We start from the raw sequence: 21,009 nt of genomic DNA on the forward strand, positions 1-21,009 counted from the left end.
GGCATGGCCCGGCGCTACCGGTCAATCGCCGGCAGCGCGTCCGACAACAACAACCGGTCAATCCGCCGCAACGCGCTCTCCAGCTGCCGTCGGTCCGCCGCCAGCCCCAACGACAGCCGCACGCCGTGCTGATGCTGCACCCCGGGCGGACAGAACGCCGATGAAGGAGCGATGGCCAGCCCCTGCAGCTGCGCGGTACGCACCAGCGTGGCGTCGGTCCATGGCGCTGGTACCCGGCACCAGGCATGCAGGCCTTCGGCGCGCAGCAGCAGCGAAGGCGCAAGCAGGTAGCGGGCCATGCGCATGCGCTCGCGCGCCTCGGCACGCACCTGCGCCAGCAGCGATTGTGCCGAACCATCCAGCAACAGTTGGCTGGCCAGCGCCGACACCAATGGATGGCCCATCAGCCGCGTCGCCCGCAGCGCGGCGGTCATCGCCTCGGCATGCGCGGCACTCGGGCAGCGCACGAAGGCGGTGCGCAGGCCCGGGCTGATCACCTTCGACAGCGTCGCCACATGGAACACATGGCGCGGTGCCAGCATCGCCAGGGGTATCGGCGCCTCTTCGGCAAGGTGCCAGTACGGATCATCCTCGATCGCCAGCAGGCCTTCACTCTCCAGCACACGCGCCAGCGCTTCGCGCCGCTGCAACGGCAACGTCAGCGCGGTCGGGTTCTGGCAGGTGGGGTTGAGATAGAGCAGCCGCGCGCCACTCCCGCGTGCCTGCCGCAGCAGCGCTTCAGGGCACATGCCGTGTTCGTCGCAGTCCACCGGCAGCAGCCGCCGGCCAAGCGCCGCTGCGGCCTGCAGCAGGCCCGGATAGACCAGCGCATCGCACAGGATCGCGTCGCCATCGCGGCCCTGGCTGAGCAGGATCGCGGCCAGCGCCACCTGGGCGCCTTCGGTCAGTAGCAGGCAGGCATCGTCCACCGTGCCCAGCATCGGTTGCAGCCAGCGCGCTGCCGCATGGCGGTCGGTCGGGTTGCCGCCGCCCAGGTGGTAGGTCATCAGGTTCGGTGCATTGCTGCGCGCAAGCACGGCGGCGGCACCGCGGCGCAGGGTCTCGGCCAGCGCGTCGGCATCGGGTACCGGTGGCACGTTCATGCTCAGGTCCACCACTTGGTCGAAGCCAGCCTTGGGCGGTGCGATGAAACTGCCTTGTGGCCCACGCGCTTCGATCAGGCCGCGCTTGCGCGCTTCATCGAATGCCCGCGTTACCGTGGTCAGGTCGACGCCGAGCTGCTGCGCCAACGCGCGCTGCGAGGGAAGGCGCTGCCCCGGTGCAAGACCACCGCGACGCACCGTGCGCTCCAGCGAATTGACGATGCGCAGATAGATCGGCCCGTTGTGCGCGAGCACGTCCTGCACCCATTCGCGCGCTGCGACATCCGGTCGCGGCATGTACGGAGCATGTCGGGGCGTATCGTTGCTTCCAACGGCGGGAGCCTGTCCATAACCATCGGTCGGTTCGGACAGGTGACCGCCGTTGTTGTTTGCGGCGGCCACGCCACCCAGAGCCAGTGATGTCATTGCGCGTCCTCAGCGCTTGGCCTGCCACGGGCAGTAACAGCCCACGGCGAGCAGTCCTTTCGGGCGCACGGATTCGCCGCGCACCAGTCTGTCCAGCAGCGGTTCGACGAAACTGTTGGCCGAGTTGCAGACCATGCCGATGCTGTACGGCCCAGCGTAGGCCAGATGACCCTGCCGGTCCCAGATCGCCACGGCAGGGCTGGCCGGAATGTGCTCGATGCCATCGATGGTCGGCAGGTTGATCACCTTGTTGCGCAGCGGCTCGGGCAGTTCGCCCTGCGTGCCAGGGCGACGGATCGCGTAGAAGTCGATGCCGGCGCGGCGGTACATGCTGATCAGGTAGCTCAGGTGCGCACCAGTCTCGCGGTTGCACACGCCGCAGGCCGGGTCCCAGAAATGCACCACGCGGATGCGGCCGGTATTACCGGCCAGATCGGCCGGCAGGCGCAGCTGCGAGTCGTCGAAGACGATGGCCTGTTCGGTGAACGTGGACTGCGCGCTGTAGCCGAAGTACTGCCACAGCGCCGCCGCCACGCCGGCCATGAACAGGCAGGCGAGGGCGATCATCGTCGGCAGCAACCAGCGGCGACGCGGCGCGGCTGCGCCCATCAGGACGCGTCCCCGCCGAACTTGTGCACATATTGCTTGCGCATCTCGCGGCAGGAATCGGCCTGCGCCCGGCGCTGGATCTCGCTACGCGACGGATCCTCGCTGCGATGCACGCATTGCTCGATGGCGTGGCGTTCGGCGGCCTGCACCTCCACGGTCTGCGGCTGCAGGCAGACCCAGGCCAGCGCGGCCAGCATCAGCACCACAAAGCCACTGCAGCCGGCCATCACCAGGTGGAACTTCAGTTTCTCCGCGCGCATCGAGGCACGTCCCTTCATCCATACATTGCATACAAAATATCATCTTGTATGGATGAAGTGCCATGCACCCGGTTCAGACGATGGCGTTATGCCGGGCCTCGGGGGCCTCCGACAGGATCTCGTTCAGCTTGGCCAGGGCCCCGGCGAGCGCACCCTGGTCAACCGCGCCGCCCAGTGACAGGCGGATCGCGTTGCCCGGAGGCGGTTCTTCCACGCTGAAGGCGTCGGAACTGGCGATGCCCAGCCCCTGTTCCTGCGCGGCCTGGATCAGCCGGTACTGGTCCAGCCGTGGCGGCAGCGGCAGCCACACATGCAGGCCGGCCGGATGGGCCTGGGCACGGGACGGCAAGTACTGCGCAGCAATCGCCTGGCGCTCGCGCAGCTCCTGCTGGAAGCGCTGCACCATGTCCTGGGCCTTGCCGCTGCGGATCCACTGCGAGGCCACCGCCACCATTGACTGGGTCGGCATCAGCGCGATCGCACGCAGGGCGTCCAGCACCGGTTCCATCGGTTCGCCGGCCGGCACCACCAGGTAGGCGGTGCGCAGGCCCGGTGCCAGGCACTTGGACAGGGTGGAGATGTAATACACCGGGCAGCCGGCGTCGCGGTGGGCGGCCAGCGGCGGTGCGGCGTCCCCGGCCAGCAACCAGTAGGGATCGTCTTCGATCACGGTCAGATCGTGGCGCTTGGCGACCGCCAACAGGGCCTGCCGGCGTTGTGCCGACATCGTTGCCGTGGTCGGGTTCTGGATGGTCGGTACCAGGTACAGCAGGCGCGGGCGGCGCAGCTGGCAGGCTTCTTCCAGCGCATCGGGCAGCATGCCTTCGGCGTCCATCGCCACCGGCACCACACCCCGCTGCAGCACGCGCGCGGCGGCCAGCAGGCCCGGGTAGGTCAGCTGCTCGGCGGCGATCAGCTCGCCCGGCTGGGTGCGGGCCAGGATCAGCGCGCACAGTGCGGTCTGCGCACCGGGGCAGATCACCACCTGGTCGGCACCGACCATCCCCAGCATCGGTGACAGCCACTGCACGGCGGCGGCGCGGTCCTCGCGGGTGCCGGCGCCGACGTGGTAGCTCATCAGTTCGCCCTGGCCCAGCTGCTGCCCGACGTGCTGGAAACCGGCCTCCATGCCCTGTGCGAACGGCGCGCTGCCCAGCAGCGGCGGGATGTTCATGCTCAGGTCCACCGAGGTGCTGCGGTTTCCGGCCGACAGCGCGATGAAGGTGCCGCCGGCGCCCTGCGCGTCGAGCAGGCCGGCCTGGCGCAGCTCGGCGAAGGCGCGAGTGACCGTGGTCAGGTCCACGCCCACCTGCTGGGCCAGGTCGCGCTGCGGCGGCAGGCGGTCGCCCGGGCGCAGCACGCCGTCATCCACCGCCTCGCGCACCTGCTGGGCAATCTGCAGGTAGAGCGGGCCGGCGCCCTCGCGGAAAGGGCGAACCCAGGTGCGATTGGGGTGTTTCAGGCGGCGGCCGGCGGCAGGTGGCGTCATCGGTCAGGTTTTCCATACGTGCAGGTGCACAAGTCCATACAATGATGTATCTTGTATGGGCTTGATTGGAGTGGTTCGCCCTCTTGTAGGCGACCTCGTACCCACAGTGTAGCCGCTCCACGCCCGGGCGCTGCGCGCAGGCGAGCCGGTCAAGCGCGCTTCTTCAACAGGGTTGACCTCCAATGAATATCTGCTGGAACCGCATCCGCCTGGCGCTGGTCGCCCTGGCCTGTGTCGGCCTGTCGGGCTGTGACTGGGTGCTGCTGGATTCGAAGGGCATGGTCGGGCTCGCCCAGCGCGACCTGATCCTGATCTGCATCGGCCTGATGCTGATCGTGGTGATACCGGCCATTGTGCTGACCTTCGTATTCGCCTGGCGCTTCCGCGCCGGCAACACCCAAGCGAAATACACGCCGGACTGGTCGCACTCCACCAAGGTGGAAATCGTGGTCTGGGGCGTGCCGCTGCTGATCATTGCCGGCCTGGCAGTGATCGTGTGGAAGTCGACCCACGAGCTGGACCCGTACAAGCCGCTGGACGTGGCCGGTGAACCGCTGCACGTGGACGTGATCGCCACCGACTGGAAGTGGGTGTTCGTGTACCCGGACCTGGGCATCGCCACGGTCAACCAGCTCAACTTCCCGGCCAACCGCCCGCTGGCGTTCAACATCACCTCCAACTCGACGATGAATACCTTCTTCATCCCGCAGCTGGGCGGGCAGATCTACGCGATGGCGGGCATGCGCACGCAGCTGCACCTGATCGCCAACGAGCCTGGCCAGTTCCGTGGCATGTCCGGCAACTACAGCGGGCATGGCTTCTCGAACATGAAGTTCATTGCCACCGCCAGCAGCAACGAAGACTTCGAGCGCTGGGTGGCCGAGGTGCGCAGCGCGCCGGACGCGCTCAGCTTCGCGCAGTTCAAGGCGCTGGCCGCGCCGTCGAAGAACGCACCGGTGCAGCACTTCTCCAGTGTTGAACCGCTGCTGTTCAAGAAGGTCATCGACCAGTTCATCGGCGTCGGTGAGAACACCGCTGCGGCTACCCCGGCGGGCGCTGCCGGCGGTGCCCAGGTTTCCCAGGAGTAACGAACATGTTGGGTAAATTGACGTGGGAGGCCGTGCCGCTGCACGAGCCGATCGTCGTGGTCACATTGGTGGCCATGGTGCTGGGTGGCCTCGCGCTGCTTGGCGCGGTGACGTACTTCAAGCTGTGGGGCCCGTTGTGGCGTGACTGGTTCACCACCGTGGACCACAAGAAGATCGGCATCATGTACGTGGTGGTGGCGCTGGTCATGCTGGTGCGTGGCTTCGCCGATGCGCTGATGATGCGCGCGCAGCTGGCGGCGGCCGGGCCGGGCAGTGATGGCTTCCTGCCACCGGAGCACTACGACCAGATCTTCACCGCGCACGGCGTGATCATGATCTTCTTCGTGGCCACCCCGTTCGTGGTCGGCCTGATGAACATCATCGTGCCGTTGCAGATCGGCGCTCGCGACATGGCGTTCCCGTTCCTCAACGCCTTCAGCTTCTGGATCTTCGTGGTCGGCGCAGCGCTGATGATGATCTCGCTGGGCGTTGGCGAATTCGCCATGACCGGCTGGGTGGCTTATCCGCCGCTGTCGGGCATCGAGTTCAGTCCAGGCGTGGGCGTGGACTACTACATCTGGGCATTGCAGGCTTCGGGCATCGGCACCTTGCTGACCGGCGTCAACCTGTTCATCACCATCCTGCGCATGCGTGCGCCGGGCATGACCCTGATGAAGATGCCGGTGTTCACCTGGACCGTGCTGGTCACCAGCGTGATCATCATCGCCGCCTTCCCGATCCTGACCGTGGCGCTGGGCGCGCTCACCCTGGACCGCTACCTGGACTTCAACTTCTACACCAACACGTTGGGTGGCAACCCGATGATGTACGTGAACCTGGTGTGGGCCTGGGGCCACCCGGAGGTGTACATCCTGGTGCTGCCGGCGTTCGGCATCTTCTCTGAAGTCACCGCCACGTTCGCGCGCAAGAAGCTGTTCGGCTACAAGTCGATGGTCGGTGCAACGCTGGCGATCGGCATCCTGTCGTTCATCGTCTGGTTGCACCACTTCTTCACCATGGGTTCCGGTGCCAGCGTCAACGCCTTCTTCGGCATCATGACGATGATCATCGCCATTCCCACCGGCGTGAAGATCTTCACCTGGCTGTTCACCATGTACGGCGGCCGCGTCGAGTTCAGCGTGCCGATGCTGTGGACCATCGCCTTCCTGGTTACCTTCACCATTGGTGGCATGACCGGCGTGCTGCTGGCCATCCCGGGCGCGGACTTCCTGCTGCACAACAGCCTGTTCCTGGTCGCGCACTTCCACAACACCATCATCGGTGGCGCGCTGTTCGGCTACCTGGCCGGCTTCGCGTACTGGTTCCCGAAGGTGTTCGGCTTCACCCTCAACGAGCGCCTGGGCAAGTGGTCGTTCGCGTGCTGGGTGATCGGCTTCTACCTGGCCTTCATGCCGCTGTACATGCTGGGCTTCATGGGCATGACCCGCCGCATGAACCAGTACGACAACCCGGCGTGGACGCCGTACCTGATCGCCGCCTTCATCGGCGCGCTGTTCGTGTTCGCGGGCATCATCCTGATGCTGGTGCAGATCTACGTGAGCGTGCGCGACCGCAAGCGCAACCTGGACCTGACCGGCGACCCGTGGAACGCACGCACGCTGGAATGGGCCACGCCGTCGCCGCCGCCGTTCTACAACTTCGCCGTGGTGCCCAAGGCCGACGAGCTTGACGCCTTCCATGAAGCGAAGAAGCGCGGCCTGCCGCCGCCGCCGAAGAATTACGCACCGATCCACATGCCGAAGAACACCGGCGTGCCGCTGATCCTCAACATCTGGATCCTGGTGCTGTGCTTCGCCCTGGTCTGGCACATCTGGTGGATGGCCGCGGCCAGCTTCATCGCGATGATCGTCACCCTGATCGTGCGGTCCTACGACGAGGACGTGGACTACTACGTCAGTTCCGAAGAGGTGGCGCGCACCGAAGCGGCCAACCTTGCCAAGCTGAAGGAGGTGCGCGCATGAACCTGTTGACCCGCCCCGAGCTGGCCAGCGACACGCAGGCGCACGAGGACCACCACGAGCACGACCACAGCCACGAGCAGGGCGGCATGAAGGTGTTCGGCATGTGGGTCTACCTCATGTCCGACCTGGTGCTGTTCGGTTCGCTGTTCGCCTCGTACGCGGTGCTCTGCACCGCCTACGCCGGCGGCCCTACCGGCAAGGAGCTGTTCTCGTTGCCGTTCGTGATGGCCGAGACCTTCCTGCTGCTGGTGTCCAGCATCACCTACGGCCAGGCCGTGCTGGCGATGCATCGCCACGATACGTCGGCGGTGCTGCGCTGGCTGGGCGTGACCTTCGTGCTCGGTGCCTCGTTCATCGGCATGGAAATCTACGAGTTCTCGCACCTGATCCACGAAGGCGCAGGCCCGAGCACCAGTGCCTACCTGTCGGCGTTCTTTGCGCTGGTCGCCACCCACGGCCTGCACGTCGCCAGCGGCCTGATCTGGATGGCGGTGGTCATGCACCAGGTCTACCGCCGTGGCCTGACCCCGACCAACATCACCCGCGTTTCGTGCCTGAGCCTGTTCTGGCACTTCCTGGACCTGGTGTGGATCTGCGTCTTCACCTTCGTCTACCTGATCGGAGCCTTCTGACATGGCCCACGTCGAAACCTCGCGCGCCGGCAATGCGCACGGCTCCACCAAGTCCTACCTGATCGGTTTCGTGCTGTGCGCGCTGCTGACCGTGGTGCCGTTCGCGCTGGTGATGAACCCGGTGCTGTCGCGGCCGCTCACGCTGTTCCTGCTGGTCGGCTTCGCGGTGGCACAGATCCTGGTGCAGCTGGTCTATTTCCTGCACATGGACCGCAAGTCCGAAGGCGGCTGGAACCTGGCCAGCTTCGTGTTCACCCTGGTGATCCTGTTCATCATCGTCGCGCTGTCGGTCTGGATCATCTGGAGCATGCACTACCACATGATGATCAACTGAGCCTGCGAACCGTGAAAGGCATTGCGTTCCCCCATCGTGGCCTGCGGCTGGCCGCAGGCCTGCTGCTCTGCCTGCTGGCCGGCTGCAGTGCGCAGTCGCGCATGGACTTCTATTCCAAGGACATCGCCTGCGAAGAACTGGGCCAGCAGTGGTCGATGCCCGACAGCCACGGCACCGTGCGTGGCCCGAAGGACCTGCAGGGCCAGGTGACCTATCTGTTCTTCGGCTTCACCAGCTGCCCGGACGTGTGCCCGACCACCATGGTCGAGCTGAGCCAGGTGAAGCACCTGATGGGCAGGGATGCCGACCAGCTGCAGGTGGTGTTCGTCAGCGTCGACCCGGCGCGGGATACGCCGGAGGTTGCGCGCACCTATGTGGAAGCCTTCGATCCCAAGGCAATCGCGCTGGTCGGCAACGAAGCACAGCTGGCGGCGATGGCCAGCGACTTCAAGGCGTTCTACGAAAAGGAGCCCGGCCAGGTACCGGATACCTACACCATGAGCCACATCGCCGGTGGCTACGTGTTCGACCGCCAGGGCCGCCTGCGCTTGTTCGCACCCTACGGCATGCCGGTGGACAAGCTGTTCTCCGACGTGCAGCGCCTGCTGCTCGAACCCGGCCAACCGGCCGCCGGCAACGACGCGCTGGCCAGCTGCCACCTCAAGCACAGCGGCACACTCGCCGCCCGCTGACGCCGGTGGGTGCTGACCACTGCCCCCGGCAGGTGCCAACCTTGGTTGGCACAGCTGTAGAGCCGAGCCCATGCTCGGCTCAACGCGATACGCGCGCACCGAGCAGACAGCAGCCGAGCATAGGCTCGGCTCTACATGCTCGCCGCCCCTCGCAGGACCAATCCCCCGGCCGGCCAGGAGAGCCAACCGGCCAGGGGCACCACTCAACGCCTTACTTGGTCTCTTCCCACTGCACCACGTCCGGCTCGGTCGCGCGGATACCGGCGGTGGACAGCAGCCTGGTGGTCGCATCCAGCGCCGCGTTCACCGACGGGTACTCCACGATGGCCTGGCCTGAAGCCTTGGAGACCTTCACCACGGTACCGCCAGTGGCGGCGGCTGCGCGCTGGGCCGAGGCTGCATCGGTGAAGAACACCTTGACCCGCGACGTCGCCACCACCGGCGCGCCGTCACGGGAGACCGCCGCCGCGAACTTGCCGGCACCGGCATCAGCAGGTGCCGCCGTTGCGCCATCCAGCGAACGCTTGGTACGCGAGCTGGTGGTCGCCGCCGCCTGCGGGGTGATCGTGAACTGGCCGCCGCTGGCCTGCTTCACCGTGGCCGAGGGGGACAGCTGGAAACGCGTGCCGCCCACATCGAACGCGCGGCCAGTAGCGGACGCCTTCAGTTCCTGCGCATCCACGGTCGACAGGGTCCTGGCCGGAGGAGTCTGCCCCGAGCTCTGTGCCCAGGCAGGGGAGGTCATCGCCGCGAGGGCGAGCGTGCTCAACAGAATGGTGGTCTTCATCATCAGTGCCCCAGAACGCGGATCTTGAAGAATTCGAGGTTGCCGCGCGAAGCTGCGGTCGCGGCCTGCCCCATGTCGGTCACTTCCAGCGTCCAGGTGCCGCTGGCATTCTCATCCAGGAAGGCATTGCTGGACAGCAGGTCCCAGCTGGTGAAATTGCTCTGCGCGCCACCCGTGCCCGAGCCGATCGCAGTGAATGCCGGTTGCACCACGCTGCGCGTGCCGCTGGGCGACACCAGCACGAACTGCAGCTGGCGCGTGTTGCGGTGGTTGACCCGGAAGCCCAGCTGCACGCTTTCGATGTTGCGCGCGCCGTTGGCCAACTGGAAGGTCAGGCGTGCGGCGGCGGCCGAGGTGTTGCCGATGGCCACGGTACGCGTGGTGCTGCGCCAGCCGCTGTCGACCAGCGCACCGAGCGACTGGAAGTTCTCGGCCACCTGCACTGCACGTGCAGCGTTGACCACGCCGAAGCCATACCAGTTGCTGTAGGCACGGCCGGCGGCATTCACCGTCCAGCCCGGCACCAGCGTGCGCCCGTCGGCCAGCGTCACCGCCGGCTGGTTCGGGTGGTTGCGGGTGGCGGTAGTGGCCAGGATGTACTTCACATCGCGATAGGACAGGTTCGGATTGGCTTCCAGCACCAGTGCCGCCACGCCCGATACCATCGGCGCCGATGCCGAGGTGCCGTTCATCTTGGCGGTGTAGTTGCAGGTGCTGTCGATGGCCGACAGGTTGCTGTCCAGTGTGTTCTGGCGGTTGGTGTTCTTGTTGCTGCCCTGGGTGCATCCGGTCACGTCGGTGGTGACGATCGCCGGGTCGTACGCGCGTGCCACCAGGCCGGGCGCGTACTGCGCCTGCAGGCCGTACTCACCGCCAAAGGCCGACACCCACAGGGCCGAGCCGGTGGAGGAGTACGATGAGCGCACGCCATCGGCGCGCACCGCGCCCACGGTGATCACGTTGAACAGGTTGTTGCGCGGATCGCGGCCGGCCGGCACGCAGCCGGTGTTGCGGTTCTTGGTGTCGGTGGTGCAGACATCCTGGGTCTGGCTGATCGAGGCATTGTTGAAGTTGTTGCCGGCCGACTTCACGTAGATGCCGCCGCGGCCACCGCGCGTGCCCGACAGTGCCTGCTCGTACGAACGAATCGTGTTTTCGCTGTACGCCAGCGGCAGGTTCGGATTGCCCGGGCCGGCGCCCCAGCTGTTGTTGAACACCTGCACGTCGGCCGATTCCGCGCCGTCCCACCAGGCGTACTCGATGTTGCTCTGCTGGTTGCCCAGGGCCGAGCGCGAAATCGGGTTGAAGCCCTTCAACGTCGCCGCCGGGGCCACACCGCGCACGCCCAGGTTGTTGGCGCCCACCGCGCCGGCGATGCCACCGACCATGGTGCCGTGGTTGTCGACATCCGGGTTGGTCGGGGTGGGGTTGTTCGAGCCATTGGTGAAGTTCTTACCGGCCACCGCGGCCACGTTGGCCGCCAGGTCCGGATGCGCGATCTGCAGGCCATCATCGACGATGGCGATGGTGACGCCCTGGCCGCGGATGCCATTGCGGAACAGGCCATCCACGTTCAGATCGTTGCCGGCCACCGGCAGCGTGTCAGCCGGGACCGTCTGCCCGGTGTTGAGCAGGTGCCACTGGATTCCCGCCAGTGGATCGGCCTGTTGGGCCTGGGCAGTGACGGCCAGGCTGCCCAGTGCCAAGGCAGTGGCGAGAGCCAGGCGCGCAGAGCGCGGTGGCGCGGAGCGTTGCGTGTGTCGCTTCATACACGAATCCTTCTGTTGTGAATCGGCATGGCAGGACGGCGGGGCGGAACTGCCCCATCGCAACGAGCCAAACGCGACACAACGAAGAACCCCCTACCTCTTCACGCCCGCAATGTGCGAATGTGCCAATTGCGTCACAAACACTTAGTACGCCAAGTTATGACGGGGCACTCGAATGCCTTCACGCCATCATCGCTCGCTTGCTTCGAGGTACGGGAAACGGGGGTAATCGCATGCAGGTGAAGTCACACATGAAGAACGCACGCCAGCGTGCCCGTGCGCGCGTGGACCAGACCCCGCTCTCGGTTGCCGTCATCCGCAAGGTGGTGCTGTCGATGTACCACCGTCGCCATGATTACTGGACCGATGCGGATATCGCCGAGCTGCTGCCGGCGCTCGCCACATTCAATATCACCACGATCAAACAGTTGCGCTTGCTGATGAAGCGGCACCGACGCGCGCTGCTGCAGGAGGAAAGAGTGAAGATGCGTAGGGCGCAGACACTGCACCTGCTGGCTGAGGATGGTCCCTGTGGCATCGATGTACACGCCAACACCAGCTACTACGCGATCGGCGGCCTGGTCCGCACCAGCATGGAACACGAATTCGGCTTCGAGACGATGCTGCCCTTCCACGAGGTGCGCGAGGACGAACCCGCGTAGTGAGGTGCCTGCCCGGCGGGTGCGGCAGTCCTGCCGGGGCATCATCGCGCCCCCTCACACCCGGCTGTGCTACTACAGCCCGTGCACCCTTCCGCACGGAGCATGATGATGGTCAATCCGCTCGCCCAGGCCCATCGCGGCCTCGGCACCACACTGTTCAGCCTGTTGAACCCGATACCTTTCGGCTTCTTCGTCGGCGCACTGATCTTCGACGCGATCTATCTCAACAGCGCCGAGGTGATGTGGGGCAAGGCCGCTGCCTGGCTGATCACCTTCGGCCTGCTGATCGCCATCGTGCCGCGCCTGATCAACCTGTTCGCGGTCTGGCGCCGCAACGGTACCGCCACCCGCATCGACCGCATCGACTTCTTCCTCAACCTGGTCGCGGTGGTGCTGGCCATCTGGAACGCCTTCGTGCACAGCCGCGATGCGTACGCCGTTGCGGTGCCGGGCACGATCCTGTCGGCGTTGACCGTGGCCCTGATCGCCCTGGGCCTGATCCTGCTGTCACTGCAGCCGCCGGTGCTGCAGGGAGGTCGTCATGGCTAAGCACATCCTGCCCACCGTGGGCGCCCTGGCGCTGGCCGTGATGCTGTCGGCCTGCGCCGGCAAGGCTGAATACCATCCCGCCGATCAGTCGGGCCCGCAGCCGCCGCTGCCCAAGCCGGCCAACTTCCTGATGCCGCCGATGCAGGTGCCCAAGGGCGTCGGCTGGGCTGATGGGCAGACCCCCACGGTGGCCGAGGGCCTGAAGATCGAGCGCATCGCCGCCAACCTGCAGCATCCGCGGCGCCTGCTGACCCTGCCCAATGGCGATGTACTGGTGGTGGAAGGCAACGGCCCCGGCGAAGAACCGGTCACCACGCCCAAGCAGTGGATTGCCGGCAAGGTCAAAGCGCGCTCGGGCAAGGCCGGCAAGGGCGGGAACCGGGTCACCCTGCTGCGCCGCACGCCGGGAACGAACACGTGGACCCAGCATGTCTACATCGAGGGCCTGCATTCGCCGTTCGGCATCCAGCTGATCGGCGACACGCTGTACGTGGCCAACACCGGCAACATCATGCAGTACCACTACGTGCCCGGCGAAACCCGCATGTCGGACAAGGGCCGCGAGTTCACCGACCTGCCCAGCACCATCAACCACCACTGGACCAAGGAACTGCTGGCCAGCCGTGATGGCCGCAAGCTGTATGTGGGCGTGGGCTCCAACAGCAACATCACCGAGAACGGCCTGGCCGTCGAATACCGCCGTGCGGTGGTGCTGGAAGTGGACGTGGCCACCCGTGGCAGCCGCATCTACGCCTCGGGCATCCGCAATCCGACCGGGCTGGACTGGGAGCCGAGTACCGGGAAGCTGTGGGCGGTAGCAAACGAACGCGATGAGATCGGTGCCGACCTGGTGCCTGACTACCTCACCTCGGTGAAGGAAGATGGCTTCTACGGCTGGCCCTACAGCTACTACGGGCAGCACGTGGACGAACGCGTGCAGCCGCAGCGGCCGGACCTGGTGGCCAAGGCAATCGTGCCGGATTACGCCATCGGCTCGCACGTGGCGCCGCTGGGGCTGCTGTTCTACACCGGCCAGGCGCTGCCGACGCAGTATCACGGCGGTGCCTTCATCGGCGAGCACGGCAGCTGGGACCGTTCACCGCTGAGCGGCTACGAAGTGGTGTATGTACCGTTCAAGGACGGCAAGCCGACCGGGCGCCCGCAGACCGTGGTCAGCGGCTTCACCTCGAAGGACGAGAAGACCCTGATGGGTGCACCGGTGGGCATGGCCATGGACGCCGAAGGCGCGCTGCTGGTGGCCGACGACGTGGGCGACGTGGTGTGGCGGGTGTCGGCCAAGTAGTTCTGTAGAGCCGAGCCATGCTCGGCTTACGCGCGCAGCGCGGGGTTTCCGCGTACAGGTCGAAGAGCAGCCGAGCATGGGCTCGGCTCTACAGTTCCGCAGTACCGCTGCGGAACCCGCTGAACACCGACTCGGCAGCAAACCCCACGCCGCCCAGCAGCACGCCGAAATACACCACTGTGGCCACCACGAAGCCATAACCGGCCGCCACCGCCGCGCCATCGCGCTGGATGAAACCGATGGCGAAGGACATCAGCGCCAGCGCCGGCAGCGTGTTGCTGAAGGGTATCGGTCCGGCCGGCGCCATCAGCAGCAGGGTCGCGAACACCAGCATCAGGTTGTTCAGGCGCATCATCTTCTTCGAGCGCACCATCACCGCCAGCCGCATCGGCCGCGACAGCCGCTCCATGCGGTGCACCCATTTCAGCGCACGGCCGAGGTTGGTCTTCAGCTTGTCGGTGGCGATCTCGCGGCGGGCCAGCTTCTGTGGCACCCACAGCGGGCGGTTGCGCACCCGGCTCAGGCCGATCAGCAGGATCGAGGCGCCAAACACCGTACTCAGCCCGGGAATCGACACCGGAATGATGAAGATGGCCGAGAGCAGGATCACGATCAGCAGCAGGCCCTCATCGCCCAGCGCGCTGAGCAGCGTGCCGACGCTCACCTGGTCGCCGGGCAGTTCGTCGATCATCTGCTCGATCTGCTGGGCCAGGGGCGCGCTGTCATTGGTTTCAGGGGCACGGTAGGTCATGCGTCGCAAGGTTCTCCAGGGAAGGGCGGTCAACGGGCCGTCCCGCGGTGGGGGACGCACAGGCTCCCGCAGTATCCCGGCCAACGTGGGCAAAGAGGTGAACCGGGCATGAGGGGGTAAACTGGCGTGCCCCGCACGAGTTGAACGCAATGGACATGGGCCGCCGGCAATCGACCATCGAACTGGTCGCCATCGACATGGATGGCACGCTGCTGGACCCGTCGCACCAGCTCACCTCCCGCGCCAGGAAGGCCATCGCGCAGGCGCGGGCGCTGGGCGTGCACATCGTGCTGACCAGTGGCCGCCCGGTTCCGGGCCTGGCGCCGTACCTGCACGAGCTCGGCATCACCGGCAACGACGACTACTGCATCGCCTGCAATGGCGGCCTGGTGCAGCGCATCGGTACGCGCGAAACCGTGGTCGAGTATCCGCTCAGCTTCGACGACTTCCTGTTCTGCGAGCAGGTCGCCCGCGACCTGGGCGTGCACTTCCAGGCGCTGGACAGCCAGCGCATGTACACGCCCAACCAGGACATCAGCTACTACACCGTGGCCGACTCGCATCTTTCGCGGATGCCGCTGTCGTATCGCCGCGTGGTCGACATGGACCCGTCCATGTCCTTCATCAAGCTGATGATGATCGACGAACCCGACGTGCTGGATGCCGCCATCGCGCGCCTGCCCACCGACCTGACCGAGCGCTTCGCGGTACTGAAGAGCGCGCCGTTCTTCCTGGAAGTGTTCGACCACCGCGCCGGCAAGGGCCCGAGCCTGCAGAAGCTGGCCGAGCACCTGGGCATCGACCGCGCCAATGTGATGGCCATCGGTGACCAGGAGAACGACCTGACCATGCTGCAGTACGCTGGCACCAGCGTGGCGATGGGCAATGCCATCGACGCGGTGAAGGCGGTGGCGCGGTTTGAGACCACCAGCAATGCCGATGAAGGCGTGGCGCGCGCCATTGAGGCCTACGTATTGCGTTGAGGTGCCAAGCGGCGCTCAGCGCCTCAGGCCCAGCACGCAGTGCGGAGCATCGCGCTGGCTGCGGACGATGATCTCCTGCGCTCCTACGGTGAGCGAATGGTGCTGCTCGCGGTTCCGCGCGATCAAAGGCGCACCATGGCTGGGTGGATAGATGAATGGCTGCAGGGTGTAACGCTTAGCCAACCGCTCCAGTGGGAAGCATGGCGTATCCACGAACGTGACGAACAGAAGGCGGATTTCATCGTCCTCGCCGCGTATAACGCGATACTCCACGTTATCGATGGCAAAGCCATCGGCGGTCAGCATCGGCTGTGACCGGTAGATGCGCGGTCCTGCATCCTTCTCAAATGAAAACGGCGCGATGATGCCCAGCTCATGCAACTGGGCCGGGCTGATCGGCGACGGCGTGGTGACGAGCGCGTCGATCAGGGCATCCAGACGCTGTGGGGAACGCACTTCAACTCTGTCGTGCGATAGCGCAGTTTCCATGCACGAAAGCAACATCATGCCAACGGTGGCTGTTACTTTCCAGGTGGTCCAGCGGATCATCAAGGCTCCTGCCAATCTGGAATCGGGTATCTGAAGATACCGGACAGGACGATACCTGCGTATAGCCGCGCTGTACCACCGTGCAATAGCGAATGCGGCAATGCGATGCAAGAATTCCGCACGTCGAAATCACCCCACCGAATCCCACAGCAGATGAGCGTCTTCGTCTGCTGACCGGCGCGCACCGCGCCGTCGCTCCCTCAACGCAATCGCATCGCCAGCCAGGGCGCCGCATACCGGTGCTGCGTCGCGCTGGGCGTGCGCCTGCGCCGCTCTCTCCCTGCACCCTGGATCTGCTGCTATGAACGCCCCACCCACGACGCGCCTCGCCCTAGCCATCATCGCGGCCATCACCGCACCTGCGTACGCCGCAGAAACGCACGACGCCGCGCACGACACGCCCACCACGCTCAACGCCCTGCAGGTCATCGCCACACCGCGCGGTGCGGCCGTGGCACCGACCCAGGTGGTTGGTCCCAACCGCTACATCATCAAGGCCGAAGACCTCGACGCGATGGTCACCGGCAACAACGGCCTGGCCATGCTGAAGCAGGTACCGGGCGCCAGCTACACCGCCACCGATGGGCTGGGCCTGGATATCTCGGCCACCAGCCTGTTCGTGCGCGGCTTCCGCATGAATGAAATGGGCATCACCTTCGAAGGCGTGCCGCTGAACGACAACGGCTTCCTCTCGCTTACCGGCACCAGCGTGGTGAACGTGGGCGTGCCCGATGGCATCGGTGCGATCACGGTCAGCCCCGGTGGCGCACCGGTCGGCGTGTTCTCCAGCAGCGTCAACGGCGGCAGCCTGGAGTACCGCCTGCGCGACCTGCAGGACACGCCCAGCCTGCGCGTGAAGCAGGGCGTGGGCAGCAACAGCACGTTGGTCACCACCGTATCCGGGCAGACCGGCCAGCTCGGCGAGCACGGCCCGAAAGTGCTGGTCGACCTGCAGCGTGTATCGGCCGACAAGTATCAGGGCGAGGGCACGCAGAACTTCCTGCGCGGCGACCTGAAGCTGCAGCAGGACGTCGCCTGGGGCGATGTCACCGTGTTCCTGTCCGACAGCAAGGCCAAGGTCTGGGGCTACAACAACATCTCCTTCGACATGATCCGCAAACTGGGCTGGAAGGCCGACATCTTCTATCCCGATTATGCGTGGGCGTGGTACGTGGCCTCGCCGGAGAATGCAGACAAGTCCTGCGGCGCCTACACCTGCGGCGAGCTGTCCGAACTGATTCCGTACGACACCGGCCAGATCACCCGCGACCGCGTGTCATCGATCAACCATCGCTTCCAGATCACCCCGGCGCTGAGTGGCAACGTGCAGCTGTACAACGCCAACAGCCACACCCAGGCCACGCTGACCGACCCGACCGTGCCATCGCCCAACGGTGCGCCGTTCTCCGAACAGGTACAGACGCCACGCCTCAACCGGCTGGGCGGCATGGTCAACCTGCAGTTCGAGACCGGCGCGCACACTTTCACGGCCGGCTTCTGGCAGGAGAAGAGCAAGGCCGCCGCCAAGACCGAGTGGTACCAGCAGCCACTGCTGGGCGAGGGCCCGCCGCTGAAGGCCACCGGTCCGTTCGATGTGTACGGTCCCGCGTTCAAGACCGACAACGCATCGAGCTGGGTGACCCGCTCGCGCCAGTTCTACCTGCAGGACGACATCGTGTTGAACGACACGCTGAAGCTGGGCGTTGGTTTCAAGGCCGTGGACTTCCGCACCCGCGGCGGCGGCCTCGGCGATGCCAAGGACCGGCCGGTGAACGGCACGCTGCGCGCGAAGAGCAACTTCCTGCCGCATGTCTCGCTGTTCTGGAGCCCGACCGAATCCACCGATGCCTTCATCGACCTGGCCAATACCATGAACGGCTATCGCGTGGCCCAGCGCGGCAACATCGGTTACACCGCCTCGGCGTGGACCATCACCGACCAGGAAGAGTTCGACCGCGTGGCGGGTACCCTGCGTCCGGAAAAGAACTGGAACCTTACCGTGGGCGCATCGCACCGCTTCGACCGGCTGACGATCACCGGCGATGTGTTCTACAACGACATCCGCAACCGCCTGCTGTCGGCTGCCATCGGCACCCAGTTCGCACAGATCAACACCGTGCGGTTGATGCCGAAGATGCACGTGATCGGTGCCGACCTCGGCATCACCGCCGACCTGACCGACCACCTGCAGTTCTACCAGGGCGTGGCCGTGGCCCGTTCGTACTATGACAGCGATTTCGTGGTGGGTGACACGGTGTACCCGATCAAGGGCAACGCCCAGCCGGGCTACCCGCAGATCTCGCTGGTCAGCGACCTGTCCGCCCACTTCGGTGACTGGCGCTTTGGTGCCACCAGCACCTCCTACCTGCGCCAGCCCTTCACCTACGAGAACGACATCCGCGTGCCGACCTTCTGGCAGGTCAACACCTACGCCGCTTACCGCTTCGGTGCGGACAGCGCCGTGCCCGGCCTGGAGCTGCGGCTGGACGTGAGCAACCTGTTCAACCGCCACAACATCGGCACCGCCACCATCGCCGGCTCGTCGTTCTCGGGGGATTACCAGACCCTGCAGCGCAGCGCGCCACGGCAGCTGATGTTCAGTACCTCGATGGCGTTCTGAGGCAACGAAGGCCGGGGTCAGATCCCTTTGCACGGCAAAGGGATCTGACCCCAAAACCCACCCGGAAGCCCGCCTTGCGCAATCAACAGGGATTTTCTGGCGGCGACGCAAGGTTCCCACAATGTTGCTGGGTCATGCTGTCGGCATGGCTCAGTACAACCCGCTAACCCCGCTGTTCGGCATCCGGGGCCCAGGACGGCCCCGGCAGGCGCTGTCCGTGGCGCCTGCAATCGACCTGCGGGCCGAATACCAGTTCTGGCAGGTCTACGAACGTGTGGTCCGCCCGCTACCCGGCGGTGGGCTGCCTCAAGCGTGGCTGGTGTGCCAGAAGGTGTATCGCGACCGTTGGCAGCACCCGGACGACAGCGACGAGGCGGCGTTGTCGCGGGTGTTGTTCGGCGACAACATGACGGCTGGCCGGGCGTCGGAGCTGGCGGAGCTGCACGCGCTGGTCAGCCGTCGGGTGGCGTCGCTGGCGAGGCGGGGTGTACTGTTCGGACGCGGCCGCTGAACCGCAAATCTGCTGAGAGTTCCGATGACCCTTCTTTCGGGGCAGTACCGCATCCTGGCGTATCGCGGATTCCATGACCTGCCGCGGATGATGCTGGTAGCCGATAGCGCATCAAAGCGCTGGGTGCTCGACTGTCCGTTCGAGGACGAACGGGATGACTACGCGCCGGTGTATCGCATTCACGCCGTGGGTGCTGACATCGCGGGGCCTTCGGAGGTATGGGAGCATCACACTCGTGGGCTACTGCCCGACATTGGCGTCCTTCCAGTGAATAGCCTGCAGTTTGATGAGACGCGGCGCGCCTCCTTCATCCTGACGTGATCTTTCGTCATACCCCCGGTTTTCCCCGATCCAACTGCCGATAGCCAATCGCCTCAGCCAGATGCGCCGTCTGGATCGTTTCACAACCCGCCAGATCCGCAATCGTGCGCGCCACCCGCAGAATCCGGTGCATCGCACGTGCGGAAAGCTGCAGACGCTCGATGGCCTGTTCCAGCATGTCCTGATCTGCCTCGCTGAGTCGGGTACAGGCTCGCAGCGCCGCTGGCGGCAGATGCGCATTGAGGCCGCCGCGCGCCTGCTGCCGGGCATGGGCGGCTTCCACCCGTGCACGCACCGCAGCACTGGGCTCACCCAGTGGCGTGCTCTCCCGCAGCTCCACGGCATCCATGCGCGTCACGCTGATATGCAGGTCGATGCGGTCCAGCAGCGGGCCGGACACGCGCGCGCGGTAGCGGTTGATGCGCTCATCACTGCACAGGCAGCGATTGCTGCGGTCACCGGCCCAGCCGCAGGGGCAGGGATTCATCGCCGCCACCAGCTGGAATCGCGCCGGATACTGCACGCTGCGTGCCGCGCGGGCGATGCGGATGTGGCCGGACTCCAGCGGCTCGCGCAGGGTTTCCAACGCACTTCGATTCCACTCGGGAAGCTCATCGAGGAAAAGGACACCGTGATGGGCCAGCGAGATTTCGCCAGGGCAGGGCGGATTGCCGCCACCCACCAGCGCCGCCGCGCTCGCACTGTGGTGCGGTGCCCGGAAGGGCCGCTGCCGCCATCGTCTTGGGTCCAGCCCTTCGCCACTCACCGAGGCAATCGCGGCCAGCTGCAACGCCTCGGCTTCCTCGGTATCCGGCAACAGGCTGGGCAGGCGCGAGGCCAACAGCGTCTTGCCGCAGCCAGGGCTGCCGATCAACAACAGATGGTGCCCACCAGCGGCCGCCACTTCCAACGCGCGCCGTGCATGCGCCTGCCCGCGCACGTCGGCCAGATCGGGCAGGGGCAACGGCGTCGTGTCCACGCGCTCCACGGGTGGCAGCAGGCGCGGATTGCTCAGCCCGGCACAGCACTCCAGCAACGTACGCGCTACCCGCACATCGGCATGCTCGGCCAAAGCAGCCTCAGCGGCATTGCCTGGCGGCACCACCAGAATGCGCCCGGCGTCTGCCGCCGCAATCGCGGCGGGCAGCGCACCCGCCACCGGCCGCAGTTCACCGGTTAGCCCCAGCTCGCCCAGGAACTCGTACTGCAGCAGCGACTGCGGATCAACCTGGCCACTGGCCGCAAGAATGCCCAAGGCAATCGCCAGGTCGTAGCGACCGCCTTCCTTGGGCAGATCGGCAGGCGCGAGATTCAACGTGATGCGCCGCTGCGGAAAGTCGAAGCGTGCACAGAGCAGGGCGGCACGCACGCGCTCGCGGGATTCGCGCACGCTGGTCTCGGCCAGGCCGACAATCTGGGTGGCGGGCAGGCCGCCAGAGAGGTGCACTTCCACCCGCACCAGCGGGGCATCGACCCCGGCGCGGGCACGGCTGTGGACCAGCGCCAGGCTCATGTGTGGATTCCTGCGGAAGGGCGCTTGATGGTGCGGCGGGCGTTCCGCGTGGGCTATCGGGAATTGCTGGTGAAGC

21 protein-coding genes are annotated in these 21,009 nt (G+C 66.0%); 12 read left to right on the top strand and 9 right to left on the bottom strand.

From position 1 onward, the window contains the following. Window positions 1–14 precede the first annotated feature (14 nt). Genes AC5P74_RS01005 through AC5P74_RS01020 form a run of 4 tightly spaced genes read right to left on the bottom strand, consistent with a single transcriptional unit; the run spans window position 15 to window position 3,887 of the window. On the bottom strand, window positions 15–1,529 hold the full coding sequence (locus AC5P74_RS01005; protein WP_253134495.1) for an aminotransferase-like domain-containing protein: 1,515 nt from the start codon (window positions 1,527–1,529) through the stop codon (window positions 15–17). A gap of 9 nt (window positions 1,530–1,538) precedes the next feature. Continuing rightward, the gene (locus tag AC5P74_RS01010) at window positions 1,539–2,138 is read right to left on the bottom strand and encodes a DUF6436 domain-containing protein (RefSeq protein ID WP_053497371.1); all 600 of its coding nucleotides are present in this window, start codon (window positions 2,136–2,138) and stop codon (window positions 1,539–1,541) included. After that, complete coding sequence (locus AC5P74_RS01015; RefSeq protein WP_346607413.1) at window positions 2,138–2,416, bottom strand: hypothetical protein; 279 nt, start codon at window positions 2,414–2,416, stop codon at window positions 2,138–2,140. The genes AC5P74_RS01010 and AC5P74_RS01015 overlap by 1 nt, the downstream gene beginning before the upstream one ends. Window positions 2,417–2,471: 55 nt before the next feature. Next, the gene (locus tag AC5P74_RS01020) at window positions 2,472–3,887 is read right to left on the bottom strand and encodes an aminotransferase-like domain-containing protein (RefSeq protein ID WP_138953523.1); all 1,416 of its coding nucleotides are present in this window, start codon (window positions 3,885–3,887) and stop codon (window positions 2,472–2,474) included. A gap of 182 nt (window positions 3,888–4,069) precedes the next feature. Between AC5P74_RS01020 and cyoA the strand changes: the two genes are divergently transcribed. Genes cyoA through AC5P74_RS01045 form a run of 5 tightly spaced genes read left to right on the top strand, consistent with a single transcriptional unit; the run spans window position 4,070 to window position 8,615 of the window. Beyond that, window positions 4,070–4,975, top strand: a complete 906-nt coding sequence (gene cyoA / locus AC5P74_RS01025) for a ubiquinol oxidase subunit II (RefSeq protein WP_005420037.1) — start codon at window positions 4,070–4,072, stop codon at window positions 4,973–4,975. Window positions 4,976–4,980: 5 nt separating this feature from the next. After that, on the top strand, window positions 4,981–6,957 hold the full coding sequence (gene cyoB / locus AC5P74_RS01030; RefSeq protein WP_346607412.1) for a cytochrome o ubiquinol oxidase subunit I: 1,977 nt from the start codon (window positions 4,981–4,983) through the stop codon (window positions 6,955–6,957). Then, window positions 6,954–7,589, top strand: a complete 636-nt coding sequence (gene cyoC / locus AC5P74_RS01035; RefSeq protein ID WP_346607411.1) for a cytochrome o ubiquinol oxidase subunit III — start codon at window positions 6,954–6,956, stop codon at window positions 7,587–7,589. Before cyoB ends, cyoC begins: the two co-directional genes overlap by 4 nt. Window position 7,590: 1 nt before the next feature. Beyond that, window positions 7,591–7,923 carry a cytochrome o ubiquinol oxidase subunit IV gene (cyoD, locus tag AC5P74_RS01040; RefSeq protein ID WP_005411473.1) on the top strand — a complete coding sequence of 111 codons (333 nt, stop codon included), beginning with the start codon at window positions 7,591–7,593 and terminating at the stop codon, window positions 7,921–7,923. Window positions 7,924–7,934: 11 nt separating this feature from the next. Further along, the gene (locus AC5P74_RS01045) at window positions 7,935–8,615 is read left to right on the top strand and encodes an SCO family protein (protein ID WP_495204752.1); all 681 of its coding nucleotides are present in this window, start codon (window positions 7,935–7,937) and stop codon (window positions 8,613–8,615) included. Between the two features lie 211 nt (window positions 8,616–8,826). On the opposite strand, the gene AC5P74_RS01050 is transcribed toward AC5P74_RS01045, so the two are convergent. Both AC5P74_RS01050 and AC5P74_RS01055 read right to left on the bottom strand, forming a co-directional pair. After that, window positions 8,827–9,405 carry a DNA breaking-rejoining protein gene (locus AC5P74_RS01050; protein ID WP_188248070.1) on the bottom strand — a complete coding sequence of 193 codons (579 nt, stop codon included), beginning with the start codon at window positions 9,403–9,405 and terminating at the stop codon, window positions 8,827–8,829. After that, a complete protein-coding gene (locus AC5P74_RS01055) occupies window positions 9,405–11,171 on the bottom strand; it encodes a S8 family serine peptidase (protein ID WP_346607409.1) in 1,767 nt (588 codons plus the stop codon). Before AC5P74_RS01055 ends, AC5P74_RS01050 begins: the two co-directional genes overlap by 1 nt. Window positions 11,172–11,422: 251 nt before the next feature. Here AC5P74_RS01055 and AC5P74_RS01060 point away from each other — a divergent pair, with 251 nt between their 5' ends. From AC5P74_RS01060 to AC5P74_RS01070, 3 genes are all read left to right on the top strand, one after another. Further along, complete coding sequence (locus AC5P74_RS01060; protein WP_329841908.1) at window positions 11,423–11,833, top strand: hypothetical protein; 411 nt, start codon at window positions 11,423–11,425, stop codon at window positions 11,831–11,833. A gap of 108 nt (window positions 11,834–11,941) precedes the next feature. Beyond that, window positions 11,942–12,382 carry a DUF2231 domain-containing protein gene (locus tag AC5P74_RS01065; protein ID WP_041863928.1) on the top strand — a complete coding sequence of 147 codons (441 nt, stop codon included), beginning with the start codon at window positions 11,942–11,944 and terminating at the stop codon, window positions 12,380–12,382. Further along, window positions 12,375–13,685, top strand: a complete 1,311-nt coding sequence (locus AC5P74_RS01070) for a PQQ-dependent sugar dehydrogenase (protein WP_346607408.1) — start codon at window positions 12,375–12,377, stop codon at window positions 13,683–13,685. The genes AC5P74_RS01065 and AC5P74_RS01070 overlap by 8 nt, the downstream gene beginning before the upstream one ends. 88 nt (window positions 13,686–13,773) lie before the next feature. Here AC5P74_RS01070 and AC5P74_RS01075 read toward each other — a convergent pair whose 3' ends face one another. Continuing rightward, window positions 13,774–14,436, bottom strand: coding sequence for an exopolysaccharide biosynthesis protein (locus AC5P74_RS01075; protein ID WP_005420011.1), 663 nt, complete (start codon window positions 14,434–14,436; stop codon window positions 13,774–13,776). Between the two features lie 149 nt (window positions 14,437–14,585). On the opposite strand from AC5P74_RS01075, the gene yidA reads away from it, so the two are divergent. Then, window positions 14,586–15,419: a sugar-phosphatase gene (yidA, locus tag AC5P74_RS01080; protein WP_495204753.1), complete on the top strand. Its 834-nt coding sequence runs from the start codon at window positions 14,586–14,588 to the stop codon at window positions 15,417–15,419. Between the two features lie 15 nt (window positions 15,420–15,434). Here yidA and AC5P74_RS01085 read toward each other — a convergent pair whose 3' ends face one another. Beyond that, on the bottom strand, window positions 15,435–15,968 hold the full coding sequence (locus AC5P74_RS01085) for a hypothetical protein (protein ID WP_253134478.1): 534 nt from the start codon (window positions 15,966–15,968) through the stop codon (window positions 15,435–15,437). Window positions 15,969–16,269: 301 nt separating this feature from the next. On the opposite strand from AC5P74_RS01085, the gene AC5P74_RS01090 reads away from it, so the two are divergent. From AC5P74_RS01090 to AC5P74_RS01100, 3 genes are all read left to right on the top strand, one after another. Further along, complete coding sequence (locus tag AC5P74_RS01090; protein WP_495204754.1) at window positions 16,270–18,588, top strand: TonB-dependent receptor; 2,319 nt, start codon at window positions 16,270–16,272, stop codon at window positions 18,586–18,588. 121 nt (window positions 18,589–18,709) lie between these two features. Continuing rightward, window positions 18,710–19,099: a hypothetical protein gene (locus AC5P74_RS01095; RefSeq protein ID WP_206620758.1), complete on the top strand. Its 390-nt coding sequence runs from the start codon at window positions 18,710–18,712 to the stop codon at window positions 19,097–19,099. A 24-nt stretch (window positions 19,100–19,123) separates the two neighbouring features. Then, entirely contained in the window at window positions 19,124–19,420 is a 297-nt protein-coding gene (locus AC5P74_RS01100) for a hypothetical protein (protein ID WP_206620759.1), read from the top strand. Window positions 19,421–19,427: 7 nt separating this feature from the next. Here the strand turns inward: AC5P74_RS01100 and AC5P74_RS01105 are convergent, their stop codons facing one another. After that, window positions 19,428–20,933, bottom strand: a complete 1,506-nt coding sequence (locus AC5P74_RS01105) for a YifB family Mg chelatase-like AAA ATPase (RefSeq protein WP_495204755.1) — start codon at window positions 20,931–20,933, stop codon at window positions 19,428–19,430. Between the last annotated feature and the right edge of the window lie 76 nt (window positions 20,934–21,009).

It is taken from the genome of Stenotrophomonas sp. YJH_SMC_94-11, assembly GCF_059370435.1.